This is a genomic window from Nonomuraea sp. B19D2, from assembly GCF_040137845.1.
Lineage (GTDB): Bacteria > Actinomycetota > Actinomycetes > Streptosporangiales > Streptosporangiaceae > Nonomuraea.
In genome coordinates this window covers 401,634-426,324 of sequence record NZ_JBEFAK010000003.1, presented here as the reverse complement: position 1 = coordinate 426,324, position 24,691 = coordinate 401,634, and the positions used below count along the sequence as shown (strand labels likewise).

At 71.4% G+C, this 24,691-nt stretch carries 22 protein-coding genes and 1 riboswitch; of the genes, 14 read left to right on the top strand and 8 right to left on the bottom strand.

Features of this window, described 5'->3' with window-relative positions; all coding sequences use genetic code 11:
- Positions 1-32: 32 nt before the first annotated feature.
- Both ABN273_RS08610 and ABN273_RS08605 read right to left on the bottom strand, forming a co-directional pair.
- Entirely contained in the window at positions 33-320 is a 288-nt protein-coding gene (locus tag ABN273_RS08610; RefSeq protein WP_349448115.1) for an Lrp/AsnC family transcriptional regulator, read from the bottom strand.
- 17 nt (positions 321-337) lie between these two features.
- Positions 338-2,107 (bottom strand): DEDD exonuclease domain-containing protein, encoded by a 1,770-nt coding sequence (locus tag ABN273_RS08605; RefSeq protein WP_502910974.1) that lies wholly within the window; start codon positions 2,105-2,107, stop codon positions 338-340.
- 30 nt (positions 2,108-2,137) lie between these two features.
- Between ABN273_RS08605 and ABN273_RS08600 the strand changes: the two genes are divergently transcribed.
- From ABN273_RS08600 to ABN273_RS08590, 3 genes are all read left to right on the top strand, one after another.
- Positions 2,138-3,646 (top strand): serine/threonine-protein kinase, encoded by a 1,509-nt coding sequence (locus tag ABN273_RS08600; protein ID WP_349448113.1) that lies wholly within the window; start codon positions 2,138-2,140, stop codon positions 3,644-3,646.
- The gene (locus ABN273_RS08595) at positions 3,636-5,072 is read left to right on the top strand and encodes a serine/threonine-protein kinase (RefSeq protein ID WP_349448112.1); all 1,437 of its coding nucleotides are present in this window, start codon (positions 3,636-3,638) and stop codon (positions 5,070-5,072) included. Before ABN273_RS08600 ends, ABN273_RS08595 begins: the two co-directional genes overlap by 11 nt.
- Positions 5,073-5,158: 86 nt before the next feature.
- Positions 5,159-6,727, top strand: coding sequence for a hypothetical protein (locus ABN273_RS08590; RefSeq protein WP_349448111.1), 1,569 nt, complete (start codon positions 5,159-5,161; stop codon positions 6,725-6,727).
- On the opposite strand, the gene ABN273_RS08585 is transcribed toward ABN273_RS08590, so the two are convergent.
- From ABN273_RS08585 to ABN273_RS08570, 4 genes are all read right to left on the bottom strand, one after another.
- Entirely contained in the window at positions 6,724-6,993 is a 270-nt protein-coding gene (locus ABN273_RS08585) for a hypothetical protein (protein ID WP_349448110.1), read from the bottom strand. The two genes, ABN273_RS08590 and ABN273_RS08585, sit on opposite strands and share 4 nt — an antisense overlap.
- A 278-nt stretch (positions 6,994-7,271) precedes the next feature.
- Positions 7,272-8,936, bottom strand: coding sequence for a PH domain-containing protein (locus ABN273_RS08580; protein WP_349448109.1), 1,665 nt, complete (start codon positions 8,934-8,936; stop codon positions 7,272-7,274).
- A gap of 218 nt (positions 8,937-9,154) precedes the next feature.
- Positions 9,155-9,655, bottom strand: a complete 501-nt coding sequence (locus ABN273_RS08575; RefSeq protein WP_349448108.1) for a PH domain-containing protein — start codon at positions 9,653-9,655, stop codon at positions 9,155-9,157.
- A complete protein-coding gene (locus ABN273_RS08570; protein ID WP_349448107.1) occupies positions 9,652-9,879 on the bottom strand; it encodes a hypothetical protein in 228 nt (75 codons plus the stop codon). The genes ABN273_RS08575 and ABN273_RS08570 overlap by 4 nt, the downstream gene beginning before the upstream one ends.
- 111 nt (positions 9,880-9,990) lie before the next feature.
- Here ABN273_RS08570 and ABN273_RS08565 point away from each other — a divergent pair, with 111 nt between their 5' ends.
- Together ABN273_RS08565 and ABN273_RS08560 are read left to right on the top strand one after the other, a co-directional pair.
- Positions 9,991-11,217, top strand: coding sequence for a sensor histidine kinase (locus ABN273_RS08565; protein ID WP_349448106.1), 1,227 nt, complete (start codon positions 9,991-9,993; stop codon positions 11,215-11,217).
- Positions 11,214-11,861, top strand: a complete 648-nt coding sequence (locus ABN273_RS08560) for a response regulator (protein WP_349448105.1) — start codon at positions 11,214-11,216, stop codon at positions 11,859-11,861. Before ABN273_RS08565 ends, ABN273_RS08560 begins: the two co-directional genes overlap by 4 nt.
- Here the strand turns inward: ABN273_RS08560 and ABN273_RS08555 are convergent, their stop codons facing one another.
- Positions 11,862-12,923: a phosphotransferase family protein gene (locus ABN273_RS08555; RefSeq protein WP_349448104.1), complete on the bottom strand. Its 1,062-nt coding sequence runs from the start codon at positions 12,921-12,923 to the stop codon at positions 11,862-11,864.
- A gap of 234 nt (positions 12,924-13,157) precedes the next feature.
- On the opposite strand from ABN273_RS08555, the gene ABN273_RS08550 reads away from it, so the two are divergent.
- The 6 genes from ABN273_RS08550 (at position 13,158) to ABN273_RS08525 (ending at position 20,067) form a co-directional block, all read left to right on the top strand.
- Positions 13,158-14,390 (top strand): NYN domain-containing protein, encoded by a 1,233-nt coding sequence (locus ABN273_RS08550; RefSeq protein ID WP_349448103.1) that lies wholly within the window; start codon positions 13,158-13,160, stop codon positions 14,388-14,390.
- Positions 14,391-14,501: 111 nt separating this feature from the next.
- On the top strand, positions 14,502-15,476 hold the full coding sequence (locus ABN273_RS08545; protein WP_349448102.1) for a C40 family peptidase: 975 nt from the start codon (positions 14,502-14,504) through the stop codon (positions 15,474-15,476).
- 420 nt (positions 15,477-15,896) lie between these two features.
- Positions 15,897-16,060: riboswitch (cyclic di-AMP (ydaO/yuaA leader) on the top strand.
- A 73-nt stretch (positions 16,061-16,133) separates the two neighbouring features.
- Positions 16,134-16,649 (top strand): C40 family peptidase, encoded by a 516-nt coding sequence (locus tag ABN273_RS08540; protein ID WP_349448101.1) that lies wholly within the window; start codon positions 16,134-16,136, stop codon positions 16,647-16,649.
- Positions 16,650-16,757: 108 nt separating this feature from the next.
- Positions 16,758-17,576 (top strand): hypothetical protein, encoded by an 819-nt coding sequence (locus ABN273_RS08535; protein WP_349448100.1) that lies wholly within the window; start codon positions 16,758-16,760, stop codon positions 17,574-17,576.
- 11 nt (positions 17,577-17,587) lie between these two features.
- The gene (locus ABN273_RS08530) at positions 17,588-18,949 is read left to right on the top strand and encodes a M48 family metallopeptidase (RefSeq protein WP_349448099.1); all 1,362 of its coding nucleotides are present in this window, start codon (positions 17,588-17,590) and stop codon (positions 18,947-18,949) included.
- A gap of 8 nt (positions 18,950-18,957) precedes the next feature.
- Positions 18,958-20,067 (top strand): glycosyltransferase family 4 protein, encoded by a 1,110-nt coding sequence (locus ABN273_RS08525; protein WP_502910972.1) that lies wholly within the window; start codon positions 18,958-18,960, stop codon positions 20,065-20,067.
- A 273-nt stretch (positions 20,068-20,340) separates the two neighbouring features.
- Here the strand turns inward: ABN273_RS08525 and ABN273_RS08520 are convergent, their stop codons facing one another.
- A complete protein-coding gene (locus ABN273_RS08520) occupies positions 20,341-22,086 on the bottom strand; it encodes an AMP-dependent synthetase/ligase (RefSeq protein WP_349448098.1) in 1,746 nt (581 codons plus the stop codon).
- 104 nt (positions 22,087-22,190) lie between these two features.
- On the opposite strand from ABN273_RS08520, the gene ABN273_RS08515 reads away from it, so the two are divergent.
- The 3 genes from ABN273_RS08515 (at position 22,191) to ABN273_RS08505 (ending at position 24,669) form a co-directional block, all read left to right on the top strand.
- Positions 22,191-22,958: a metallophosphoesterase family protein gene (locus tag ABN273_RS08515; RefSeq protein ID WP_349448097.1), complete on the top strand. Its 768-nt coding sequence runs from the start codon at positions 22,191-22,193 to the stop codon at positions 22,956-22,958.
- Positions 22,959-23,069: 111 nt separating this feature from the next.
- Positions 23,070-23,507 (top strand): SRPBCC family protein, encoded by a 438-nt coding sequence (locus tag ABN273_RS08510; protein ID WP_349448096.1) that lies wholly within the window; start codon positions 23,070-23,072, stop codon positions 23,505-23,507.
- Between the two features lies 1 nt (position 23,508).
- Positions 23,509-24,669 (top strand): ArsA family ATPase, encoded by a 1,161-nt coding sequence (locus tag ABN273_RS08505; RefSeq protein ID WP_349448095.1) that lies wholly within the window; start codon positions 23,509-23,511, stop codon positions 24,667-24,669.
- Positions 24,670-24,691: the final 22 nt, after the last annotated feature.

Sequence of the window (24,691 nt, the reverse complement as noted above, 5' to 3'; positions counted from 1 at the left end):
CCCGGTGAGCGGGCGCGGCTGCCGGAAAGCGGTCAGTCGGCCTCGGGGAAGCCGATGGAGAAGGCGGCGTCCAGGTCGTGCTTGGAGTACGCGCGGAAGGCGATGTGCGTCTCCGTGTGCAGCACCCCGGCCACCTTGTTGATCCGCCCGGGCACCACCTCGGCGATCTCCTCATAGGCGGCCACCCGCACCATCGCCATCAGGTCGTAGTCGCCGGTGATGGAGTAGACCTCGCTGACCCCTTCGATCTCGGCGATCGTCTGGGCGACCTCCGGGATCCGGTCTACCTCTGCGTTGATGTGGACGATAGCCGTGACCATGCATCAACTCTATCGTTTCACCTCAGAGGTCGCCCCTCCCGGCTTCGCCGCTGATCGAGATGCCGGTACGCCAGGTCGATGCGGGTCTTGTGGCGGGCGGCGCCCCAGGCGGGCAGGCTCCACTCGCCGTCCACCTCCACCAGCCGCACCCCGGGCGACTCCAGCCAGCGCAGGATGCACTCGGTCTCCTCGGCGCTGGCCGCGTGGATCGGGCCGGGCCCCGGGATGACGGCCTCGGCGGTGGCCGTCAGGGATGCCACGAACGGGGTCGGATGGGCGCCCTTCGGCATGACGCCGGCCGCCGCGAGCCGCCCGTAGCGGATGACGTGGATGTCCCAGCCGCCGTCGAAGGCCGGGCTGGCGGCCACTAACTGCGGGATGCGGGTGATGGCGCTCAGCCGCTGCATGCGGGCCGCCGTGCGGACGAAGGAGGCCAGGCGGTCGCGGTCGACCGACGCCTCCTCGTAGCGCTGCTCCACCGACAGCCGCTCCATGCGGGCCGCCACGGCGGTGAAGACCAGCGAGGCGTCGAGCGTCATGGCCCGGCGCGCGCTCTCCGCGTGGACCGCGTATTCCTGCCGGCTCTCCTTGCCCTCGCAGGGCGCGCCGCAGCGGCCCATGTCGTGGAGCACGCAGGCCGACCGCCGGGTGCGCAGCGTGATGGGCTGGGTGCACTGGCGCAGGGGGACCGCCTCGTGCAGGGCGATGCGGGCGTCGTCGGCGGCGCGGGCGCTGGTGAACGGGCCGAGGTAGGTGGCCCCGTCGTCCTTGATCTCGCGGACGATCGACAGGCGCGGGAACACCTCGGTGGTGAGCTTGAGCCAGAGCACCTTCTCGGGGAAGCGGGAGCGGCGGTTGTAGCGGGGCTTGGCGCCGCCGATCAGGCGCAGCTCCCTGACCTCCGCCTCCAGGGCGGTCGAGCAGACGATGTGGCGCACCCGCTCGGCGATGCCGATCATCTCGCGGATGCGGGGGCGGGTCTCGCCCGCCGTGAAGTAGGAGCGCACGCGGTTGCGCAGGTTGGTGCTCTTGCCGATGTAGAGCACCTCGCCGCGCTCGTCCTCGAAGAAGTAGACCCCGGGGGCGTGCGGCACGGACTCGGCCAGGTGGCGCTTGCGCTGCTGCTCCGGCGTGGGGGCGCGGACGAACGACTTGAGCTCTTCGAGCGTGTGCACCTGGAACGACCCGGCCCGCTCGATCAGCCCGTGGAGCACGTCGACGGTGGCCCTGGCGTCCTGCAGGGCGCGGTGGCACGGCTCGGTGGAGCTGCGGAAGAACCTGGCCAGCGTCGCCAGCTTGGCGTTGGGGACCTCGTCGCGGGTCAGCACCCGGCGGGCCAGGTCGACGGTGTCGACGACCGGATTGGCGGGCGGGGGATAGCCGTGGGCGGCACAGGCGGCCTTGACGAAGCGGGTGTCGAAGCCGGCGTTGTGGGCCACCAGGGTCGCCCCGCGGATGAACTCGAGAAAGCTCGGCAGCACCGCCTCGATCCGCGGGGCGGCCGTGACCATGGCGTCGGTGATGCCGGTCAGCACGGAGATGAACGGCGGGATCGGCCCACCGGGATCGACCAGCGTCGAGAACTCGCCGAGCACCTCGCCCGCCCGGACCTTGACCGCGCCGATCTCGGTGATGGCGTCGTCGGACGGGGCGCCGCCGGTCGTCTCGAGGTCGAACACGACGAACGTGACGTCGCTCAGCGGAGTGCCGAGCTCGTCGAGAGTGCCTTGAACCGCGTCCACGATCCAAGACCATAGAGAGGGGGACCGACAGGAACGAATAACCATCCCTCTTGATCCTTAGTTACCCTTCCCTGTATGTCCGCGGGAAGACTTGCCGGCCGCTATGCCCTGCTGCGCCCTCTCGGCGCGGGCGGCATGGGAAAGGTGTGGCTGGCCAGGGATGAGATGCTTGAGCGTGATGTCGCGGTCAAGGAGCTCACGCTGGCCGAAGGCATGTCGCCGAAGGAGCGTTCCGACTCGGTGAAGCGGGCCGTGCGCGAGGCGCAGGCCACCGCGCGGCTGCGGCATCCCGGCATCGTGGCGCTGCACGACGTGGTCGTGGAGCAGGATCGGCCCTGGCTGGTCATGGAGCTGCTGCGGGGCCGCACGCTGGGTGAGACGGTGCGCGAGTTCGGACCCATGCCGGCTGACTATGCCGCGCGGGTCGGCGCCGACGTGCTGGAGGCGTTGATGGCGGCCCACGCGCAGGGGATGCAGCACCGCGACGTCAAGCCGGGCAACGTGTTCCTGACCGAGAGCGGCCGGGTGGTGCTCACCGACTTCGGCATCGCCAGGCAGGAGGGCCAGGCCACGCTCACCGAGCAGGGGCTGATGATCGGCTCGCCGGGGTTCATCGCGCCCGAGCGGCTCGCCGGCGAGCCCGGTGGCCCGGCCAGCGACCTGTGGTCCCTCGGCGCCACGCTCTACGTCGCGCTGACGGGCGCGCCGGCCTACGCGGGGTCTGCGGCCCAGCGGGTGCGCACGACGCTGACGGAGCCGGCACCGGTCGCTCCGGGGCCCCTGGGTCCGCTGCTGGCGGCCATGATGGCGCAGCACCCGGCCGCCCGCCCCGACGCGCGGGTGGTCGTGCCCGCGCTCAGGCAGGTGGCCGCGGGCGGGCAGGCGCCGCCGCTGCCGGTCAGCCATGACGCGACCGCGCCCAGCAAGGTCGGCCGGCGCGGCGGCAGGGCCGCGCTCTGGATCGCCGCCGCGTCGGCGCTGGTCCTCGCCGCGGGCGGCACGACCGCCTTCCTCGTCCTGCGGGACCGGGCGGCCGCGGTGCCGGCCGCGTTCACCGCGCCGATGGACGTGTGCACGCTGCTCAGCCGGCAGGACGTGGGCAGGCTGCTGCGTACGCAGAGTCCCCCGAAGGCGCAGCCGAGCTCGGACGGCGACGGCCCCGAGTGCAGCTGGCCGGTCACCAACACCGGCGTGGGCCTGCAGGTGCAGAAAGACTCCGACACCGTCGACCCCTGGTCGATGACCACGGTCTCGGCCAAGACGCTGTTCCAGAATCAGAAGCGCTACTGGGAGAGGTACGACACCGCCGACTGGACCTGGCCCGAGATCGGGGTGAAGACGAGGCAGCAGGCCAAGCGCACCCCGGTCCACCAGGTCACCGGCCTCGGCGAGGAGGCGTTCGGCTTCGAGCTGAAGGGCACCACGGGCCGCGTCCACACCGCGCAGGTCTTCTACCGCCTGGCCAACCTGGTGGTCGTCGTCGAATACACGGCGCTCGGCGACAAGCAGACCGACGAGGGGATCAAGCAGACGGCGCTGAAAGCGGCGCAGGCGAGCGAGCAGGCGTTGCGCAATGCCGGATGACCTCTATCTGCTGGCCGGCCGCTACCGCCTGATCGAGCGGCTCGGGCAGGGCGGCGCGGGCACGGTGTGGCGGGCCATCGACGAGATCCTCGACCGCCAGGTCGCGGTCAAGCAGGTACGCGTGCCGGACGGGCTGACGCCGCCCGAGCGGGCGGAGTTCGCCGGCATCGCGATCCACGAGGCCAGGACGGCGGGCAGGCTGCGCGACCCGGCGATCGTGCTCGTCCACGACGTCGTCCTGGAGGGCGACCAGCCGTGGATCATCATGGACCTGGTCAGCGGCCGCTCCCTGGACAAAGTGATCAAGGAGCAGGGGCCGCTGCCGCCCGGCTACGTGGCCGCGGTCGGGCTGCGCGTGCTGTCGGCCCTGGAGGTGGCCCACGCCAGCGGCATGCTCCACCAGGACGTCAAGCCCGCGAACATCCTGCTCGACGCCGACGGCTCGGCCATGCTCACCGACTTCGGCATCGCGACGCAGATGGGCGGGCAGGGCGGCAGGTTCGGCTTCGCGGGCTCGCCCGGCTACATGGCACCCGAGCGGCTCAACGAGCAGCCCTCCGGCCCGGCGTCCGACCTGTGGTCGCTCGGCGCCAGCCTCTACACCGCGGTGGAGGGGCGTGCGCCGTTCGAGCGGGAGCTGGCCGCGGCGGTGGCGGCGGCGGTGCTGCTGCACGAGCCGCCGTTCCCGATGAGGGCGGGCCGCGAGTTCGGCGGCCTGCTCATGGCCATGCTCGCCAAGGACCCGGCGGCCCGCCCCACGACGGCACAGGTGCGCCAGGCGCTGAGCGCCCTGGCCGGGCCCGCCCCGGTTCCCCGGCGCCGGTGGTGGCTGGTGCCCGCGGTGCTCGCCGCGGCCGTGGCACTGGGCGCCGGCGGCTGGTACGCCGCGGGCGCGCTGGGGAGCGGGCCCGAGACGGGCAGGTTCGCCAAGACGCCCGACCCCTGCACGCTGCTCAGCGACGCCCAGGCCGTACAGATCGTGAAGGACAAGCCGAAGCGCACGCTCACCAGACCGGGCGAGTGCCAGTGGACTGTGCGCCTGGGCATGGCACGTAAGGACCGCCTCACCGTGCGCACCTGGGCTGAGCAGCCTGACGGCGATCTCAGCGGCCCGCAGGTGGCGCTGCGCCGCTTCGCCAGCGAGAAGGCCAGCCGCACCGCGGCGAAGGGCACGGAGGGGCGAGTCGCCCGCGGTTCGGTCGGCGACGTCAAGGGCGTCGGGGAGGCGGCGATCATCCAGAACAGCTTCGAGGTCTCCGCGAGCTCCAGCGCCGAGGGCTTCTCCACCAGCACGGTGCTCTTCCGCACGAGCAACCTGCTCGGCGAGGTGGTCTGGCATCGTGCCGACGTGCCGGCCTCGGCCCCTGTGGACAAGGAACCGGCGCTCGCCGCCGCCCGCCTGGTCTCGGCGGCCCTGTCCAAATGAGCCGGTCAAGATGAGAACAGCAAGCACCTTGCAAGGGGCGTGACTAGGATGTTTCACCCCAAGTCAGGGCAACCCCAGGAGTGCCAGTGAATCCCGGTAACGAGTGGGAGCCGCCCACCGACCCGTCCCAGCCGCCGGGCAGGCAGTTCGGGCCGCCGAACCAGCCCCCCGCAATGCCGCCGATGCCGCCCCCGCGGCCGAACCAGCCCCCGACACTGCCACCGATGCCGCCCCCGCCGCCGCGGCGGCCCGCCTGGCTGCTGCCCACGCTTGCCGCCGCCCTCGTCGTGGTGGTCGCGGCGGGCGGGGTGGGCGTGTACGTGGTGGTGGAGAAGGTCTCCGGCGCCGCCAAGCCGCCCACGGCCAGGAGTGCGGCGCCGTCGCAGTCCGCCACCACCGCGGCGGCGGGCCCCGACGTGTGCGCCATGCTGCCCGAGGAGGAGGCCGACCGGCTGGTGCCCGACGCGACCGTCTCCAAGAGATCCAAGGACGGCGATTACACGGTCGACTTCATCTGCAACTGGAAGAACGACCGCATCTCGTTCGGCGAGTTCTGGCGCAGCAGGGAGATCGACGTACGGATCGAGCAGCACAAGGGCGACGGCGCCAAGACCGGCCGGGCCATGGCACAGAACTCGTACGAGGTCGAATACCAGGGCGGCAAGTACAGGGAGACCGCCAAGCCCTCGCTCGACCCCGGCGACAAGGAGTACATCTCGCCGATGAAAGACATCCCGGGCGTCGGTGAGGGCGCGTTCGCGCAGTACACCTGGCGCCGGGGCGGCAAGCTGCTGTGGTACTCCTACGGCCTGGCCCACGCCCGGGTCGGCGACGTGACGATCGAGGTGAAGTTCCAGGCCGGGCAGCAGCGCAAGGACGCGCAGATGCTGTCCAGCGAAGGCACGCAGTCGATCACCGAGGAGAACGCCATCCGCGAGGTGAGCGGCCTGGTCGGGCACTTCGCCAAGGGCGTGGCGGCCTGGCAGAAGCAGCACCCCAACGTGCTGGCCCAGGCCGAGCCGTCGCAGGCCACGACCACGCCGAGCGCGCGGCCGACGCCCTCACCGACCGTGCTGGCGGAGTTCCCGGCCGACTGCGCGGCCGTGACGGAGGTGGCCACGCGGCTGGTGCCCCAGCCCACCACCCGGGCGCGCGGCACCGAGGCCGGCGCCGACGCCCAGACCGAGTGTCGCTGGCTCAACCTCGACCTGCCGGGCGACGGCGAGGGGGCCAAGAAGATCCGCAGTGCGCTGATCACCGTGCACCGGTTCACCAACCGGGCGGGCACGGCCGACGAAACCGCCGCCAAGAGCTACTACGCCAGCGAGTACAGCGGTGACAAGCACATGGCGGAGTCGTCGATGGGCGGCATCTCCTGGGGCAAGCTGACCGACGTCAAGGGGCTGGGCGACCAGGCGTACCAGCAGTTCATCCAGAACCGGCACAGCGAGGTCTCCGCGTCCACCGGCACGGTGCTGATGCGCAAGGGCTCGGTCGCCGTCAGGATCGACTACTCCGGCCACCAGCGGCCGAAGGACGAGCCGACGAACTCGCCCAAGGTCCAGTTCATGCCCCAGAAGGAGGCGATGGACGGGGTGCTCGCCCTGGCCAGGGCGTACATGGGCCAGCTCGCCAAGCAGCCCGCGGGCAGCTAGGAGGGGGCGTCGCGGAGGCGCTCCACGCGGATGCCGCGCAACAGCGCCTCCGACACCAGCACGGCGGCCAGCAGGCCGCGACACCGACGACGGCCGCGACGGGCACGGCCGCGTCCGCGTGCGGCAGCGGCGGCGTGACCGGGGGCTCGGCGAACTGCCACGCGGGCGCCCGACGCCTCCAGCGCGGCCAGCTCGTACGTCCGCCTCCTGGCCGCCGTGAAAGCGCGAGCACGGTACGCCCGAGCGCCAGCGGCCAGCGCGGACACCTACAACAACAGCGCGAGCCCCGGCCCCTGCCCGGCGAAGGAGGCGGCCAGTTCGGCCACGGTCCGTCGCGACACCACGCTCATCCCGTGCTCCTCGCGAGCGCCGGTCCAGGCACCACGCGGGGATCATCCCCCTGGGCGCTTATCCGCGTCAACGGTTAATGAAGCTGCAACCCGGTTGCAAGTGATCCAAATACCGTTATGTCCTGCAAGACCTGAGCCGCGGGATCGGGTTTGTCCAGTACAGGGGCATGGGCAAGCCGGGGGGATCACGCGGCTCATTGCTTTTCGCGGACCAGGAACGGCTGGAGCAGCCCGGGAACCGCTCGAGCCGCGAGTTCCAGGCCGTCGGCACGGCCAACGTCCACCACGTCGTAGTGGCCCTTGCCCGCGGCGGTGATCGCGGAGACGGTGAGCAGGCCCGAGCGGCGCTGGAAGTACGACTCGCTGATCGTCCACCCCGAGATGCCCTTGCGGTCGAGGGCGATCGTGTGCCGCACCACCGCGCCCTGCCTGGTGACGAGATGGCGGCCGCCCAGCGCGTGCCCGAGGCTCCTGGCGCTCTCCACGGCCGCCCATATCCCGAACGCCAGCGCAACCACCGGGACCGCCCAGACGGAGACCCGCAGCCAGGACCACGGGACCAGCCAGGACACCGGCCCGGCGACCGCGGTCAGCACGGCGGCCGTCACCAACGCCCGCACGACCCGCCTCCGCCTGGCCGCGGCCGGATGCGTGACCAGCACCGGATCGGCGCCCAACGCCGCCGCGACGTCCGGGCCGGATGCGCCTGCCGCCGGGTACGGCGCGGCGGCCTGCGTGGCGTGCCGAGGTGCAGTCGAGGCCGGCTCGATCGCGGCCGTCGTGACCGGTGCCGGGGTGTCGGCGATCTTGGCGGCCAGGTCCCAGGCCAGGGCGCGGGGGAGTGGCGGGGTGAGGGCGGCGACGTCCTCGGTCTCGTGCTCGGCCGCCTTGCCGAGCCCGGTGGCGATGGTCTTGACGCGGGCCCCGCCGCCCAGCCGGAGCAGCAGTGGCTCGCTGATCTCCACGCCGCGCAGCCGGCGTTCCTCCAGGGTCAGGGAACGGGTGGTCAGCAGGCCGCGCCGGAGCCGGAGCCGGCCGGGCTCGCGGTCCAGCCGGTAGCGGCCCCACGACTCGGCGAACAGCAGGACGGCGCCGAGGACGCCGGCGGCCAGGTTCACCGCGAGAAGCAGCGGGACCGCCACCAGCGGCCGCGCCGTCACCCAGTCCCACAGGCCGCTCGCCGCCCGGGTGCCGACGCTCTCCACCCCGAACGCGTTGAGAGCCTTGTAGAGGCCCCCCAGCACCAGCGCGGCCCCGGTGAACGTCCACACCGACAACGGCGCGTACCTGATCCACGACCAGCTCAGCTCCACCAGCGGCCCCTCGTCGCGAGCGGGTTCCTCGCCCTGGCGCAGCAGGGTACGGCGCAGGGACTCCGCGTCGTGCCTGGTCAGCGGGTCGAGTACGAGCTCGGTGGCCTCGGCCGAATGCTCGCCCGTACCCACCTTGACCACGGTCAGGCCGAAGGCCCGGCGCACCGGGTCGGCCCTCAGGTTCACGCTGCGCACCCGTTCGAGGGGGATCGAGCGGTGCTGGCGGACGGTGATGCCCGAGCGCAGTTCGAGGCGTTCGGGGGTGAGCCGCCAGCGGGTGGTGCGGAGCCTGGCCACGTCGTACGCCACCACGGCGGCCACGACCAGCACCGCGGCCGCCGCGCAGACCGCCACGACGCCGACGGGCGGCCAGTCGCTGCCCGTCAGGAAGCGCGCCAGCGCGGCCACCACGCCCGCCGCGATCGCCAGCGACTTCACCCCGGAGGCCCACAGACTCCGCCCGGCCAGCCCCCGCCAGCCCCCGCCCGCAACGGCCGCTGTGCCCTCAGCGCGTGATCTGTCTCCAACGGGTACTCCGCCCCCCACGGGCGCTCCACCTCCCACAGGTACTCCTTCGCCCACGGGCGCTCCACGGCCAACGGCCGTCCCGCCGTCAATGGGCGGCTCAGCGTCAACAGGCGGCCGGGCGTCCCACGAGGCCGATCCGCCCAGCCCCCACGGCTGTTCCTGGGACGGCCCGTCTGTGCCGCGCGGGGGAGAGCCGTTCACGTCGTGTCCTGCGGTGCGGTGCGCGCGAGAGCCGTTCACGTCGCGTCCCCCGGCGTCGCCTGCGTGCTGGCGGTCAGGCGTTCGGCCAGCTCGGCCGCCACCTCGTGGTCCAGCGCCTCGATCTTGACGGCCCCCGCAGACGAGGCGGTGGTCACCGTGATGTCGGCCAGCCCGAACAGTCGCTGCACCGGCCCCCGCGCGGTGTCGACCCGCTGGATCCGCGACATCGGCGCCACCCGCCAGGTGTGGGTCAGCCACCCCTTGCGGGTGTAGACCGCCTGGTCGGTGACCTCCCACCGCTCCACCCGATAGAAGGCGCGCGGGGCCACGAGGGCCAGCACCACGCATCCCGCGGCGAAGACCCCCACGCACGCGCCCAGCCAGACCGGCCGCGAGGTGAAGATCCAGTACGCCGCCACCGCGGCGACGGCCACCGGCACCATGAGGATCAGCCACTGCACCGTCCACCAGGCGACCGCCCGCGGGTCGGCCTGGTTGCGCGGCGGGCGCAGCGCCACCTGCGAAATCCCGGTCACTCCCCGCCCTCCGCCTTCTTCGCGGAGTCGGCCACGGCCAGCAGCGCCAGCCCGAGCACCCCGATCACGATGGCCGCGAACACCTCGTACCCCTCAAGGAACGGCAGCCGGTTGACCACGAGCAGGTCGCGTGCCCACCGCCACCATCCGAACAGGGTGTTCAGCAGGCCGCCCAAACCCTGCAGGAGCAGCAGCCAGCCGAGCACCGTCAGCATCGACTTCATGGGTCCAAGCGTCGTCGCGGGGGAGCGGGGCCCGCGACGGCCGTAGGTCTCGGCCGGCATCGACTTTGGTCGCTGTCGCCGTACCCATGGCAGGGCCTAACCTCGGTGAGCGTGACGGAACTGCGGGGGGACGGCGCTCACGCCCACGAATACCGGTGGGCGCTGCCGTCGGTGCTGCTCGGCGACGGGCGCGAGGGCCGCAGGGTGCGCCGCTCGACCCGCGACTGGATCGTCGACATCCTCATGTTCCTGCTCGCGTGCGGGGTCACTCTCGTGAGCCTGCCGGAGCTGCAGGACGAGCCCGAGCCGTTGCTGGCGCTGGAGCAGGTGGTTGGGGCGCTGTCGTGCGTGGCGGTGTGGCTGCGGCGCAGGTGGCCGGTGGGGCTCGCGCTGGTGACGACGCTGCTCTCGTCCTACCTGGAGCTGGCGGGTGGAGCCTCGATCGTCGGGCTGTTCACCGTGGCGGTGCACCGGCCGTTCAAGGTCTCAGGCCCGATGCTGCTGCTCTCGCTCGTCACCCTCGCCCCGTACCTCATGCTGCGGCCCCAGAACGAGCTGGACGCGAAGTGGGCGGCGGCGTTCGGCGTGACGATCGTGCTGACCGTGTTCGCGTGGGGCGTCGTGATCAGGGCCAGGCGGCAGCTCGTCTGGTCGCTCAGGCAGCGCGCCGACAGCGCCGCGGAGGAGGCCAAGCGGCTCGAGCGCGAGCGCATCGCCAGGGAGATGCATGACGTGCTCGCGCACCGCATCTCCATGCTGAGCCTGCACGCGGGCGCGCTGGAGTTCCGGCCGGACGCGCCCGCCGAGGAGATCGCCAGGGCCGCCGGGGCGATCAGGACCAACACCCATCTGGCGTTACAGGACCTGCGCGAGGTGATCGGCGTGCTGCGCCACGCGCAGCCGGACGGCGGCGACCCGGTGCCCGACCGGCCGCAGCCCACGCTCGCCGACCTGTCCACGCTGGTCGAGGAGTGCCGCCACGCGGGCATGGACGTGCGCCTCGACCTGCGGGCCGGCGGCGAAGCGCCGGGAGGGCTCGGCCGCAACGTCTACCGCATCGTCCAGGAGGCGCTGACCAACGCGCGCAAGCACGCGGGCGGGACGCCTGTGGACGTTGCGGTCTCGGGAGCGCCGGGCGAGGGGCTGTCCGCGGAGGTGCGCAACCCTCTGTGGGCCCGCCACGGGCCGCGCCTGCCGGGTGCGGGGGCGGGGCTCATCGGGCTGGCGGAACGTGCCGAGCTGGCGGGAGGCCGGCTGGAGCACGGCGCGACCCCCGACGGCGAGTTCGTGGTACGCGCGTGGCTACCGTGGCCGGTGGAGACTGGGGAGGATGCATGATCAGGCTGCTGATCGTCGATGACGACGCGATGGTGCGGGCGGGGCTGTCGATGATCCTGGGCGGTGTCGGCGACATCGAGATCGTGGCCGAGGCTGGCGACGGGGCCGAGGTGCCGCCGCTGGTGGCCGAGCACCGGCCCGACGTGGTGCTGATGGACATCCGCATGCCCGGCGTCGACGGGCTCACCGCCACCGAGGCGCTGCGCCGCACGTCCTCGCCGCCCGAGGTGGTGGTGCTGACCACCTTCCACGCCGACGCGCAGGTGCTGCGGGCGCTGCGGGCGGGGGCGGCCGGGTTCCTGCTCAAGGACATCGCGCCCGGCGACCTGGTGCAGGCCATCAGGAAGGTGGCCGCGGGCGAGCCGATCCTCTCGCCCGCGGTGACGCGCCAGCTCATCACGCACGTGTCCGACGGCGGGGCCGGGGAGCGCACCGAACGGGCCAGGAAGCTGCTCACCCGGCTCAGCGAGCGGGAGCGGGAGGTGGCGCTGGCCGTGGGGCGGGGCAAGTCGAACGCCGAGATCGCGCGCGAGCTCTACATGAGCGTGCCCACGGTCAAGGCGCACGTCTCGCGCATCCTCACCAAGCTCGATCTCAACAACCGGGTCCAGGTGGCGCTGCTGGTCTACGACGCCGGTACGTAGTCACCTCGCGAGCAGCTCCTCGATCGTGGCCCGGTGCAGCACCAGGTCGTCGGGGTCGTCCGGGGCGGGTTGTTCGCCGAAGTGGATCCGGCGTTGCCACACCCTGGCCATGACGATGCCGTGCCGGAGGGCGGCATACATCTCGTAGAAGTCCATGTCGCGAGGCTCGTATCCGGTTAATTCCCGATATTTCCGGCAGACGTCGTCGCGGCGCATGAAGCCGGGCATGCCGGGAAAGCCCATGGCAACCGTGAGGTCCTGGAAGAAGCGGTGCAGAAAGATCATCCAGGACAGGTCCAGCTCGCGCGGGCCTACGGCGGCCATCTCCCAGTCGAGCACGGCAACCGGGGTGAAGTCCCGGAACATCATGTTCCCGATCCGGGCGTCGCCCCAGCACAGGACGTCCGGCCCGGGCTCCTGCGGCCAGTGCGGCTCCAGCCAGCGGAAGGCCCGCTCCAGCAGCGGGATCCGCCGCTCGCCGTGCGCCCACTCGTAGTAGGCGCGTTGTGCCTCGACGTGCGCGCGCAGCCCGCCCGGTCCGAGCGGGGCCAGCTCCTCAGTCGTGAACCGGGTCTGGTGCAGCGCCGCCAGGACCGCCACGGCGGCGTCCTGCAGCCTGCGCTGGTCCGCCGGCGCGGCGTCCAGCAGCCAGCTCCCGAACGTGTAGGGCATCACGTCCGGCGGCACCTCGCCGTCCTCGCGCTCCATGACGAGGAACGGCGTGCCGAGATGATCGGGATCCGGTTCGAACCAGAGGGCCCTGGGCGCTGGAATCCCAGCTTTTTCCCTGGCCAGACGCATGATCCCGAACTGTGCCCGCAGGTCGTAGGAGGGGAACACCGGAACGGCCTCCACCGCAGGTGCGAGCCTGGCTACGCAGCGCGTTCCTCCTCCGTCCCAGACGGCGGTGAAGAACAGGGTTTCGCTGGACATGCCGTTCTCGGACGGCCGGGACACTTCGGACACCGAAGCACTCTCGCCGACCCTGCCGCGCAGCCAGACGGCCAGGCGTTCGCGCAGCTCTTCCAGGTCGCGGGTGGAGGTGCGGATCTCTTCTGTCACGGTCGGCCTCCCGGGTGAGCGCCTGCTCCGGCTCAGTCGTATACCGCCAACCAAGCGCTCGTCCATACATGGGTGACCGTTACGGTCAGGTACGCGGCAGCCGTACCCTTGTCTGAAAGGGCATGTCACGAAGGGACAAGTGGGATGAGTTCAGCGGGTGAAGGCCTGTCTCGCCCGCTTCCCGAGCAGGTGCGGCTAAATGTCGTCGATCTGGCGTCTCAGGTCCTCGGGACGATGCCCGCTGCCTCCGTACCTCCGCCGCTGCGCGGGATCGCCAAATTCGACCCCCGTAAGCGGGCCAAGCTCGGCAGCGCGCCCATCGCGGCGCAGCTCGAGAACGACAAGAAGTTCCGCGAGCTGGTGGCCGAATCGGTGGCCGCCGGCTGGCCCGAGCTGGTCGCCTCCCTTGCCGAGGGAAACGTGCCGCCCGCCGCCGACCCCGTGCTCGTGGCCGCGGCCGCGTACCTCACCAGGCCGCCCGGCTGGGCCGAGATGATCGAGGTCGCCCGCACCGACCTGGAGCAGTCGGCGGTGGCGGCCGAGGGGTCGGAGCGCGAGGAGGCGGTCGCCCGGCTGCGTGAGCAGCTCGCCGCGCAGAAGAGCGCCGCCAAGGAGGAGGCCGACCGGCTGCGCGAGCAGATCAGGGCGGCCCGCGCGGAGAACTCCGACCTGCGGCGCAAGCTGCACGACGCCCGCGAGCGGGCCAAGGCTGCGGTCAGTCGCGCCGAGGAGATGGAGCACGCGGCTGAGGAGGCCAGGACGGCCGCCTCGGCCTCCTCCGTCGCGGGCGAGTCCGAGCTGCGGCGGCTGCGCGAGCGCCTGGCGGACGTGGAGAAGCAGCTCGAGGCCTCGCGCCGGGCGGCCCGCGAGGGCAGGAGCATCGAGGACGCCCGCATCAGGGTGCTGCTCGACGCGCTGCAGGACGCCTCCGCCGGGCTGCGCAGGGAGCTGGCCCTGCCCACGACGATCACCCGGCCCGCCGACTCGGTCGCCGCGATCACCGGCGAGCGGCCCGGCGTGCGCGGCGTGCCCGCACGCGCCCTCGCCGACGACGATCCGCAGCTGCTCGACCAGCTCCTGGCCCTGCCGCAGGTCCATCTGATCATCGACGGCTACAACGTCACCAAGACCGGCTACGGCACCCTCACCCTCGCCGACCAGCGCAACCGGCTGATGACCGGGCTCGGCGGGCTGGTGGCGCAGACCAGGGTCGAGGTGACCGTGGTGTTCGACGGGGCGGAGCTCAACGCCCCCGTGCAGGTGGTGGCGCCGCGCGGGGTGCGGGTGCTGTTCAGCGACCCCGGGGAGATCGCCGACGACCTGATCCGCCAGCTCGTCCGCGCCGAGCCGCCCGGCCGGGCCATCGCCGTGGTGTCGTCGGACCGCGAGGTGGCCGAGTCCGTCAGGCGGATGGGAGCCAGACCCGTTCCGTCTGGCTTGCTGCTGCGCAGGCTGGGGCGGGCCTAGATTACGGACCGGCTGGTTGGCGCTCCATCACGATTTGCTGCGTTTAGGGGATACCTCACCCGCCACTTCTGTACTATTTCGCCCCAGATATCATCCCTGGGAGGCGACACAGTGAGGTTTGGCAGGGTGCCGGTGGCCGCGGGTCTCGCGTTCGGGCTGCTCCTGTCCCCGATAGGCCCCGCCCTCGCTGATCCCAAACCCACGCTCCGGCAGGCCAAGGCCAAGCTCGAGAAGCTCAACGACAAGGCCGACAAGGTCGTCGAACGGTTCAACACGGCCAATGAGCGGTACAAGACGGCCAAGAGCTCGTACACCAAGCTGAACGACAGCTACAAGCGCAAGCTGGCGACCGTCGCGGACCTGCGGGCCGAGGTGATCGGCATGGCCGTCAACAGCTACAAACTCGGCAGCGACCTGACCTCCTTGCCCGGGCTGATCGGCACGGACAACCCCGAGGCCCTGCTGACAGCGCTGACGCTGACCGGGCAGCTGTCGAAGGAGCGGGCGGAGAAGCTGGCCGCGTTCGACCGCGAGAACCGCGGGCTGAAGGCCGAGCGCGACAAGGCGGAGGAGGCGCTGGAGGTCGCGGACAAGGAGCGGGACGGCGTCGAGAAGGAACGCGCGGAGATCCTGAAGCTGATCTCCCAGCAGAAGAAGCTGCTGAGGAGGCTGGACGCCTACAATCCCGGCAATCCGAACAGCGTCGGCATCAAGTACACGGGCCCGGCCTCCGGCAACGCCGCCGCCGTCCTGCGCTTCGCCTACGCCCAGGTGGGCAAGCCGTACATCTACGGCGGGACCGGTCCACGGGGCTATGACTGCTCGGGCCTGACCCAGGCGGCATGGCGCGCCGGCGGCGTGTCGTTGCCGCGTACGACGTGGCAGCAGTGGGCGTGGGGGGCCAACCGCAAGGTCGATTTGACGGATCTCCAGCCTGGGGACCTCATCTTCACCTCGGGCCTGGGTCACGTCGTCATTTACGCCGGCAACGGGAACATCGTCCACGCGCCCCAGACCGGCGACGTGGTCAAGGTCGTCAAGCTCTCCGCCTACGGCGGCCCCATCGTGGGCGTCGTCCGCCCGTAGGCGCGCTTACCGGGCCCTCACGCGCTGAGTGGCTGAACGATCGCTCGTGACGTCTTCTACTATGCACCATAGTTTATGGCGCGGGAGTCTGCATAGTCAGGGCCTGATGGAGACGCGGCAAATGTGAAAAAGGCGACAATCGCGATCTGACAAACGCCTGCGAAAAGAAGTGTGAGCAGTGTCACATTTCGGTAACAGAGCCTGGTGCTCCAGCAGCGATTTCCACTCTTACAAACCGCTTTATCTGATCTTTACAGGCCATGTCTCGCTTTGCCGATTCTTGACGGTTCGGCGTAGCTTCTGGCGACGTCGCGGTGAACGAGCCATGTCCTCCGCGAACCCGCATCGGTCCCTACCGATGCGAGACAGATAAAGATCCGCTGGTCACCGCCCCGTATCCCCGTGTCAATCCCTTGATCGGGCGGTGGCCTGCCGAGTCCGTGCAGCCAGGAGGCACGGAGCCGGGGACCCAGCGATCCCAGTAACCCAGGGATCAGGGGTGAATCGGCGCGTAGATCGCGCCGTAGGGCTACTTCCAGGCCCGAATCCGTCAGCTAACCCGGTAGGCATTCGTGGAAGACTCAAGGAGAAATCCTGTCTACCTCCCCGCATAACCCCCGTCTGTCCCGCTTTGCCCTGAGTGGCGTAGCGCTCACGATGACCGTGACGGCCGGAGGTCTGGTCCTCCATGCCCCAACGGCTCAGGCGGCCACCAGCACGTCGGCCTCGACGGCCAAGGCGGTCACGACCGCCCAGACCTCGACGTCGGCCAAGGCCGCAACGCTCAGGGCGGTCAAGGTCGCCCGGCAGAAGTCCAAGGCCCGCAAGGCTGTCTCAGCCGCCAAGAACCAGATCGGTGACCCGTACCGGTACGGAGGCACAGGTCCTGGTTCGTTCGACTGCTCCGGCCTCGTCCAGTACGCCTGGAAGAAGGCCGGGGTGAAGATCCCGCGCGTGGCAAGCAGCCAGTTCGCCCGCATCGGGAACAAGGTCTCCTGGCGGCACCTCCAGCCCGGCGACCTGCTGTTCTTCAACGGGCTGGGCCACGTGGGCATGTACGTCGGCAAGGGAAGGATGATCCACTCGCCGCGGACAGGCGAACGGGTGCGCATCGACAAGCTGGGCGGATGGCGTAAGGCGTCCTTCGTGGGCGCGGTCCGACCCGGCCTGTGACCAAGCCCCGCCCGAACCCGTTGGTCCGGGCGGGGCTCGTCCCACCGCGTCGGCGCACACGTAAGCGCGGCCGATGTGGCCCTTGTGGGGCGACTACGATCGGGCATCGTGTCCAGGTGGGTGAGTCGGCGGGTCGCGGTGGTCTCCATCGTGCTCCTCGCCGTCGCCCCAGCCAGCGCCCCCACCCCCGATTCTCCGGCCCTCCCGCCGGGGGCCCGCAACCTGTGGCGTGACGACGCGTTCGTCGTCCGTGGCGCGCGGTCCGTCGTCGTCGGCCACCACACCCCACCCGGTGAGCTCCGCGAACTCGCGCGCAGAGCCGACGTGGCCGGGCAACGGGTCTCGGACGTGCTCGGCCGGCCAGTACGACCGCTGATCGTCGTTCCCCGCTCCGCCGCGGAAGCGGCCAGGCTGGCCGGGGTGGGGCGGGTCGACGGGCTGGCCGCGGTGGCCGACGGCGGCCGGGTGATCATCGTCCCCGAGTTCTTCGCCAAGCTGAACTCCACCGGCAAGGACGTCGTACTGGCCCATGAGCTCACCCACGTCGCGGCGGGCACCGACCGCCTGCCCGTCTGGCTCTACGAGGGGTTCGCCGACTACGTGGGATACCGCGACTCCGGGCTCCCCGTGCGGACCGCCGCCGCCGAGCTCGCCGCCGAGGTGCGGTCCGGCCGGTTGCCGGGTGAGTTGCCCGGACCTGCCGCTTTCGCGGCCGACGGGCGGGACCCCCTGCGGCTCGCGCGGGCGTACCAGGAAGCCTGGCTGGCGTGTCGCTTCATCGCTGACCGGTTCGGTGAGGAGACCCTGGTGAGGCTCTACCGTGATGCCCGGGCAGTCGGCGTCGATCAGGCACTCGCCGCGCTGGGCCTCTCCGCGGCCACGCTGACCGCACGGTGGCGCGACTACGTGCGAGACCAGCTCGCGTGAGGGGGAGGCTGATGGGCGAACGGCGAGACACGGACGACGTCGACGGGGTAAGCGCCGGACAGGGGGCGGTGGCGGATGAGGGCTCTGGGGAGGGTGTGTCCGTGAACGGGGACGGGCCGCGCGAAGCCGCGGATGAGCGGCGGCTGAGGCGGCAGGCGGCGGTGGCGGCCGTGCTGCTCGGCCTGATCATTCTGGCCGTGGCGGCCTTCAGCACCCCCTGGCGCCTCCTGGCCTCTGGGCCGCCAGACCCCGCACGCGACTTCACCGCCGCGCAGATCGCCAGGAGCAGGGCGTTCGACGCGGCCGCCACCCTGCCGAGCTACCTGTCGCTGGCGCTCACGCTCGTCCTCGCCGGGCTGCTCGTGGCCACCCCGTTCGGCGCGAAGGCGGTGGGCTGGCTCAAGGGCCCCCGGTGGGTACGGGTGGTGCTCGGCGTCGTCGTCATCACCGCCATCGTCGAGCTGGTCAAGCTGCCGCTCAGTATCTGGTTCGAGACGCTGCTGCGCGATTTCGGCCTGTCCACCCAGGACTGGGGGTCCTGGGCCGGCGACCGGCTGAAGAACATCGGCGTCGAGGCGTTCCTGCTCTGCCTCACGCTGCTCGTGCTCGTGGCGCTGGCCCGCAGGTTCAGGCGCTGGTGGATCCCGGCCGCCGTCGGCGCGTTCGTGCTGACGGTGGTGGTGTCGTTCGTCTATCCGGTGGTGTTCGAGCCGCTGTTCAACGACTTCACGCCCATGCGGCAGGGTCAGCTCCGCACGAGCCTGCTCGCCATGGCCCAGCGCGACGGCGTGCCCGTCGAGGACGTGCTGGTCGCCGACGCCTCGCGCCGGACGACGGCGCTCAACGCGTACGTGTCCGGTTTCGGCGCCACGCGCCGGATCGTCGTCTACGACACGCTGCTCAAGGCCCCGCAGCCGGAGGTCCAGCTGGTCGTGGCGCACGAGCTGGGCCACGCCAAGTACAACGACGTACTCCACGGCACATTCATCGGCGCCCTGGGCGCCGCTCTGGGCGCCATCCTGCTGTTCCTGGTGTTCGACCCGGTACGCCGCCGCACCGGCGTCACGTCGATCGGCGACCCGCGCGCGGTCGGCGCGATCATGGGCCTGATGACCATCGGCTCACTGCTCATGGGCCCCGCCCAGAACCTGGTCAGCCGCCACATCGAGGCCAGGGCCGACCTGCACGCGCTCGACCTGACGCGCGATCCGGCCACGTTCGTCGCGATGCAGAAGCGCCTCGCCGTCACCAACGTTTCCGACTTGTCGCCGGATGCGGTGGAATATGTGCTCTATGCCTCCCATCCCTCCAGCCCAGAGCGCATCGCCATGGCCCGCGCATGGGCCAAGCTGAACGGCGTCCCAGTGCAGTGACACGTGCCGTGACCGATGCCGCGACCGACGGCGTGCCCAAGGTGCTCATCGTCACGAACGACTTCCCGCCCAGGCCCGGCGGCATCCAGTCGTTCGTGCACGGCCTCGCCCTGCGAACGCCGGGCGTGGCCGTCTACGCGCCCGCCTGGCCGGGCTGCGCGGAGTTCGACGAGCGCCAGCCGTACCCGATAGTGCGGCATCCGACGCGGCTCATGCTGCCGACCCCCGCCGTCGCGCGCAGGGCGGCGCGGCTGGTGGCCGAGCACGGCGCGCAGACCGTGGTGTTCGGCGCGGCGGCGCCGCTCGGGCTGCTCGCGCCGCGCCTGCGCCGGGCGGGCGCGCGGCGCGTGGTGATGCTCACGCACGGCCACGAGGCGTCGTGGGCGAGCGCGCCGGGCTTCCGCGCGGCGCTGCGCAGGATCGGCGAGCACGCCGACGTGGTCACCTACCTGGGCGAGTACACGCGCCGGCGCCTGGTCGCCGCCATCCCCCCCGGCAAGCTGGTACGGCTCGCGCCCGGCGTGGACCTCACCCAGTTCCGCCCCGACGCCCCGAAGGCCGAGTTGGGCCTGGACGGCAGGCCGGTGGTCGTCTGCGTGTCGCGGCTGGTGCCGAGGAAGGGCCAGGACCAGCTCATCAGGGCCTGGCCCGCGGTGTTGCGGGCGGTGCCGGACGCGGTGCTGCTGCTCGTGGGCGGCGGACCCCACCGCAGGACACTGGAACGGCTGGCGGGCGGGCAGGAGTCGATCAGGTTCACCGGCACGGTGCCCGCCGCCGGCCTGCCCGGCTACTACGGCGCCGCCGACGTGTTCGCGATGCCGTGCCGTACCCGGTGGAAGGGGGTGGACGTGGAGGGGCTCGGGATCGTGTTCCTGGAGGCGTCCGCCACCGGGCTGCCGGTGGTGGCGGGCGCGTCCGGCGGCGCTCCCGACGCCGTGCGGCCCGGCGAGACGGGGCTGGTCGTGGACGGCGAGGACGCGGGCGAGGTCGCCCAGGCGATCGTCGAGCTGCTGAGCGACCCCGAGAAGGCCCGCAAGATGGGCGCGGGCGGGCGCGACTGGATCGCCCGCGAATGGGCGTGGGACCACGTGGCCGCCCGCTTCCACACTCTCCTCTAGCCCTTGGCGGCCCCCAGCGTCAGACCCGCGACGAACTGCTTGTGCAGCGTCGCCGGCGTGACGCCGATCTCCGCCGCCACCTCCGCCAGCGGGCTCCCCGAGCCGGCGTGGGAGCCGGCGGCGATGGGGAAGTAGGCAGGAACGCGATCCCGTGCTCGGCCGTGTAGTCCACCACGGGCTCGTGCCGGCGGGTGGCCAGGTTGTACACGTTCTGGACGCTGGCGATCGGCGTGATCTCCGACGCCTGGCGCAGCTCGTCCACGCTGACCTCGGCTACCTGCCCTCGTAGAGCTCGTCGATCTCCTTGGCGAAGTCGCGCAGGACCAGGTTGCGCTTGACCTTCAGCGTGGGCGTCAGGTGCCCGCTGTCCTCGGTGATGTCGCCGTCCAGGATCGTGAACTTCTTGATCTGCTCGGCCTTCGACACCTGCAGGTTCGCCCGGTCCACCGCCGCCTGGACGTCCGCCAGCACCGCGGGATCCTCGCGCAGCTCCGTCACGGAGGCGCCGGCGGGCAGTGCCTCGGGATCGAGCGTGATCAGGGCGGCGACGAACGGGCGCCCGTCGCCGACGATCATGGCCTGGGAGATCAGCGGGTGGGCGCGCAGGGCGTCCTCCAGCGGCCCGGGGGCGACGTTCTTGCCCGCCGCGGTCACCAGGATCTCCTTCTTGCGACCCGTGATCTTCAGGTAGCCGTCGGCGTCCAGCTCGCCGATGTCGCCCGTGTGGAACCAGCCGTCGGCGTCGATCACGTCGGCGGTGGCCTCGTCGTTCTTCCAGTAGCCGGGGAAGATGTTCCTCCCCTTGGCCAGGATCTCCCCGTCGTCGGCGATGCGCAGGGTCACGCCGGGCAGCGGCTTGCCGACGGTGCCGATCTTGTTGGCGTACGGCATGTTGACCGTGCACGGCCCTGTGGTCTCCGTCAGGCCGTACCCCTCGAAGACCTCGATGCCGACGCCCCTGAAGAAGTGGCCGAGCCGCTCGCCCAGCGCGCCGCCGCCGGAGACCGCGGCCGAGAGGCGGCCGCCCGTGGCCGCCCGGAGCTTGGTGTACACCAGCCGGTCGAACAGCGCGTGCTTCAGCCGGAGCCCGAGCGGCGCGCCGGTGGCGGAGACGCGGCTCGAGGCCATCGCCACGTCCACGGCGCGGGCGAAGATCTTGCCCTTGCCGCCCGCGATGGCCTTCTGCTCGGCGCCGTTGTAGACCTTCTCGAACACGCGCGGCACGCCCAGCAGGAACGTGGGCTTGAAGTCCTGCAGGTCGGGGGCGACGTTCTTCATGTTGGGGGTGTGCGCGATGACCGCGCCCGCCTCGATCAGCACCACCTGGATGATCCGGGCGAGGATGTGCGCGAGCGGCAGGAACAGCAGGGCCGCCGGGTCCTTGGTGTCGAACAGCGGCTCCAGCGGGCCGCGCAGCACGTTGAGCGCGGTGAAGAGCAGGTTGTCGTGGGTGATGCGGCAGCCCTTGGGCCGTCCGGTGGTGCCCGAGGTGTAGACGACCGTGGCGAGGTCGGCGCAGACCACCTGCTCGCGCCGCTGGTCCACGTCGGCGCCGGAGACGTCGCCCGGGTCCAGGGCGCCGTCGATCCGCCAGACCGCCTTCAGCTCGGGCGCGGCCTCCCTGACGGTCTCCTCGTGCTCGTCCAGCTCGACGAAGACCGCCTTGGCCTCGCTGTCGGACAGGATCCACCGGACCTGCTCGGCCGACGACGTCTCGTAGACCGGCACGGTGACCGCCCCGATCGTCCAGATGGCGTAGTCGACCAGCGTCCACTCGTATCGGGTGCGCGACATCAGCGCGACCCGGTCGCCGTGCGAGATCCCCGCCGCGATCAGCCCCTTGGCCACCTCGACCACCTGGTCGCGGAACTCCGACGCGGTGACCACCGGCCATCCCGCGTCGGTCTTGCGGCGCATCACCACGGCGCCCGGCTCCTGCTCGGCCCGCCTGAAGACGATGTCGGACAGGCTGGCGGAAGCAGGCACATCGACCAGGACGGGAACGCTGTACTCGCGCACGGATCAAACTCCTCTTCGGGGACCGCCTGGACGTTACCGCGTCAAGTTACGGACGGGTAGTCTCAACGCTCACGCTAGCAGCCATGGTGAATAGGATCTGCCCCATGAAGATCCATGTCGTCAGCGACGTCCACGGCAGAGCCGACGCGCTGGCCAGGGCGGGCGACGGTGCGGACGCGCTGATCTGCCTGGGCGATCTGATCCTCTTCATCGACTACGACGACCACGGGCAGGGCATCTTCCCCGACCTGTTCGGCGCCGAGCAGGCCGCGGAGTTCATCGCGTTGCGCACGGCCAAGCGGTTCGACGAGGCCAGGGCCATGTCGGCGCGCCTGTGGGCCACGCTGGGCGGCGACCCGCGCGAGCACATCGAACGCCACGTGCGCTCCCAGTACGAGATCCTCTTCGCCGCCATGCCGACCCCGGCCTACCTCACGTACGGCAACGTGGACCTGCCGCGCCTGTGGGGCGACTACCTCAGGCCCGGCCTCCACGTGCTCGACGGGCAGGTGGTGGAGATCGGCGGCCTGCGGTTCGGGTTCGTGGGCGGGGGGCTCCAGACGCCTTACCGCACGCCGTACGAGATCGGCGACGAGGAGTACGCGGCCAAGGTGGAGGCGGTCGGCGAGGTCGACGTGCTGTGCTGCCACATCCCGCCGGCCGTGCCCGAGCTGCTCTACGACGTCGTGGCCAGGAGGTTCGAACGCGGCAGCGAGGCCACGCTGGCGGCGATCAGGCGTACGCAGCCGCGCTATGCCCTGTTCGGCCACGTCCACAACCCGCTGCACGCACGCACCCGCATCGGCCGCACCGAATGCGTGAACGTGGGCCATTTCCGGGGGAAGGGCGTTCCGTTCGTCCTCGAGTGGTGACCCAAGCGGCCGCTCTGTTGAGCGGTCCACCGCAAGTCGCGGGTTGTGCACTACGGTGGGCCGCGTGCAGCGGTCCACCGCAAGTAGCGGATTCTGCACTACGGTGGTCGCATGGCTGACCGCACCACTTCGAGCACCACCATCAGCGCAGGCCGGCCCGAGGTCATGGCAGTGATCGCGGACTTCCCCTCCTACCCGGAGTGGGCCGGACAGGTCAAGAGCGCCGAGGTCCTCACCAGCGACGGCGACGGCCGGCCGGAGACGGTGCGGTTCGTCCTCGACGCCGGGATGATCAGCGACACCTACACCCTCGGCTACACCTGGCAGGGCGACGACGGCGTGCGCTGGAACGTGGTCGAGCCGGGGAAGATGGTCTCCGATCTCCGCGGGAGTTACCGGCTCGCCGACACGGGCAGTGGCACGGAGGTGACGTACGAGCTCACGGTCGATCTCAGCGTCCCCATGATCGGCATGATCAAGCGCAAGGCGGAGAAGGTGATCGTGGACACCGCGCTCAAGGGCCTCAAGAAGCGCGTCGAAGGCCGCTGAGTTGAGTCCCCGGGTTCTGCTCTTCACCGGAAAGGGCGGCGTCGGCAAGACCACGGCCGCCGCCGCCACGGCCACGCTCGCCGCCAGGCGCGGGCTCAAGACGCTGGTCGTCTCGACCGACACCGCGCACTCGCTGGCCGACGCGCTCGCCGTCGAGCCCGGCGAGATCGCGCCGGGCCTCCACCTCCACCAGGTCGACACGCAGAAGTCGCTGGAGCGCCACTGGGGCGAGCTGCAGCAGTACGCCAAGGGGGTGCTGAGCGAGCTGGGCCTCGACGAGATCACCTCCGAGGAGATCACCGTGCTGCCCGGCGCCGAGGAGCTCATCGCCCTGCTCGAGCTGCGCGAGCACGCCCGCGAGGGCCGCTGGGACGTGATCGTGGTCGACTGCGCGCCCACCGCCGAGACGCTGCGGCTGCTGGCCCTGCCCGAGGCGCTCGACTGGCACGTCAGCAGGCTGCTGCCGGTCGGCCGCAAGCTCGTGCGGCTGGTCTCGCCGTTCGTGCGCAGCGTGGCCCACGTCAGCGCGCCCGGCGAGGAGGTCATGAGCGCGGGCGAACGCCTGCACCGCGGCCTCATGGAGGTGCGCGAGCTGCTCACCGGCGACCACGCCTCCGTGCGGCTGGTGCTCACGCCGGAGTCCGTGGTGCTCGCCGAGGCCAGGCGCACCCTCACCTCACTCAGCCTGTACGGCTACCGCGTCGACGCCGTCATCGCCAACCGGGTCTTCCCCACCGGCGGCGCCGACGAGTGGCGTGCCCAGTGGGCGGCGGCGCAGTCCAGACTGCTGGCCGAGGCGGAGCAGTCGTTCGCCCCGCTGCCCATCCACGTCGTCCCCTACCTGCCCGCCGAGCCCGTCGGCGAGGACGTGCTGGCCTCGGTGGGCGAGGCGATGTACGGCGAGTGGGACCCGTTCGCCGCACACGCCGTCGAGCCGCCGCTGCGGATGAGCGCGGACGAGCTGGTGCTCGCCCTGCCCGGCGCCGACCGCGGCGACGTCGACCTGGCCCGCAAGGGCGACGAGCTGATCATCACGGCCGGGCCGTACCGGAGGATCCTGGCGCTGCCCACGGCGCTGTCCCGCAGGAAGATCAGTGGAGCCGCGCTCCGGGACGGCGTGCTGCGGGTAGGTTTCAGCCCGGGGAGCGAATCCGCAACCTGATGAGTTGAGGAGGATGAGCGAC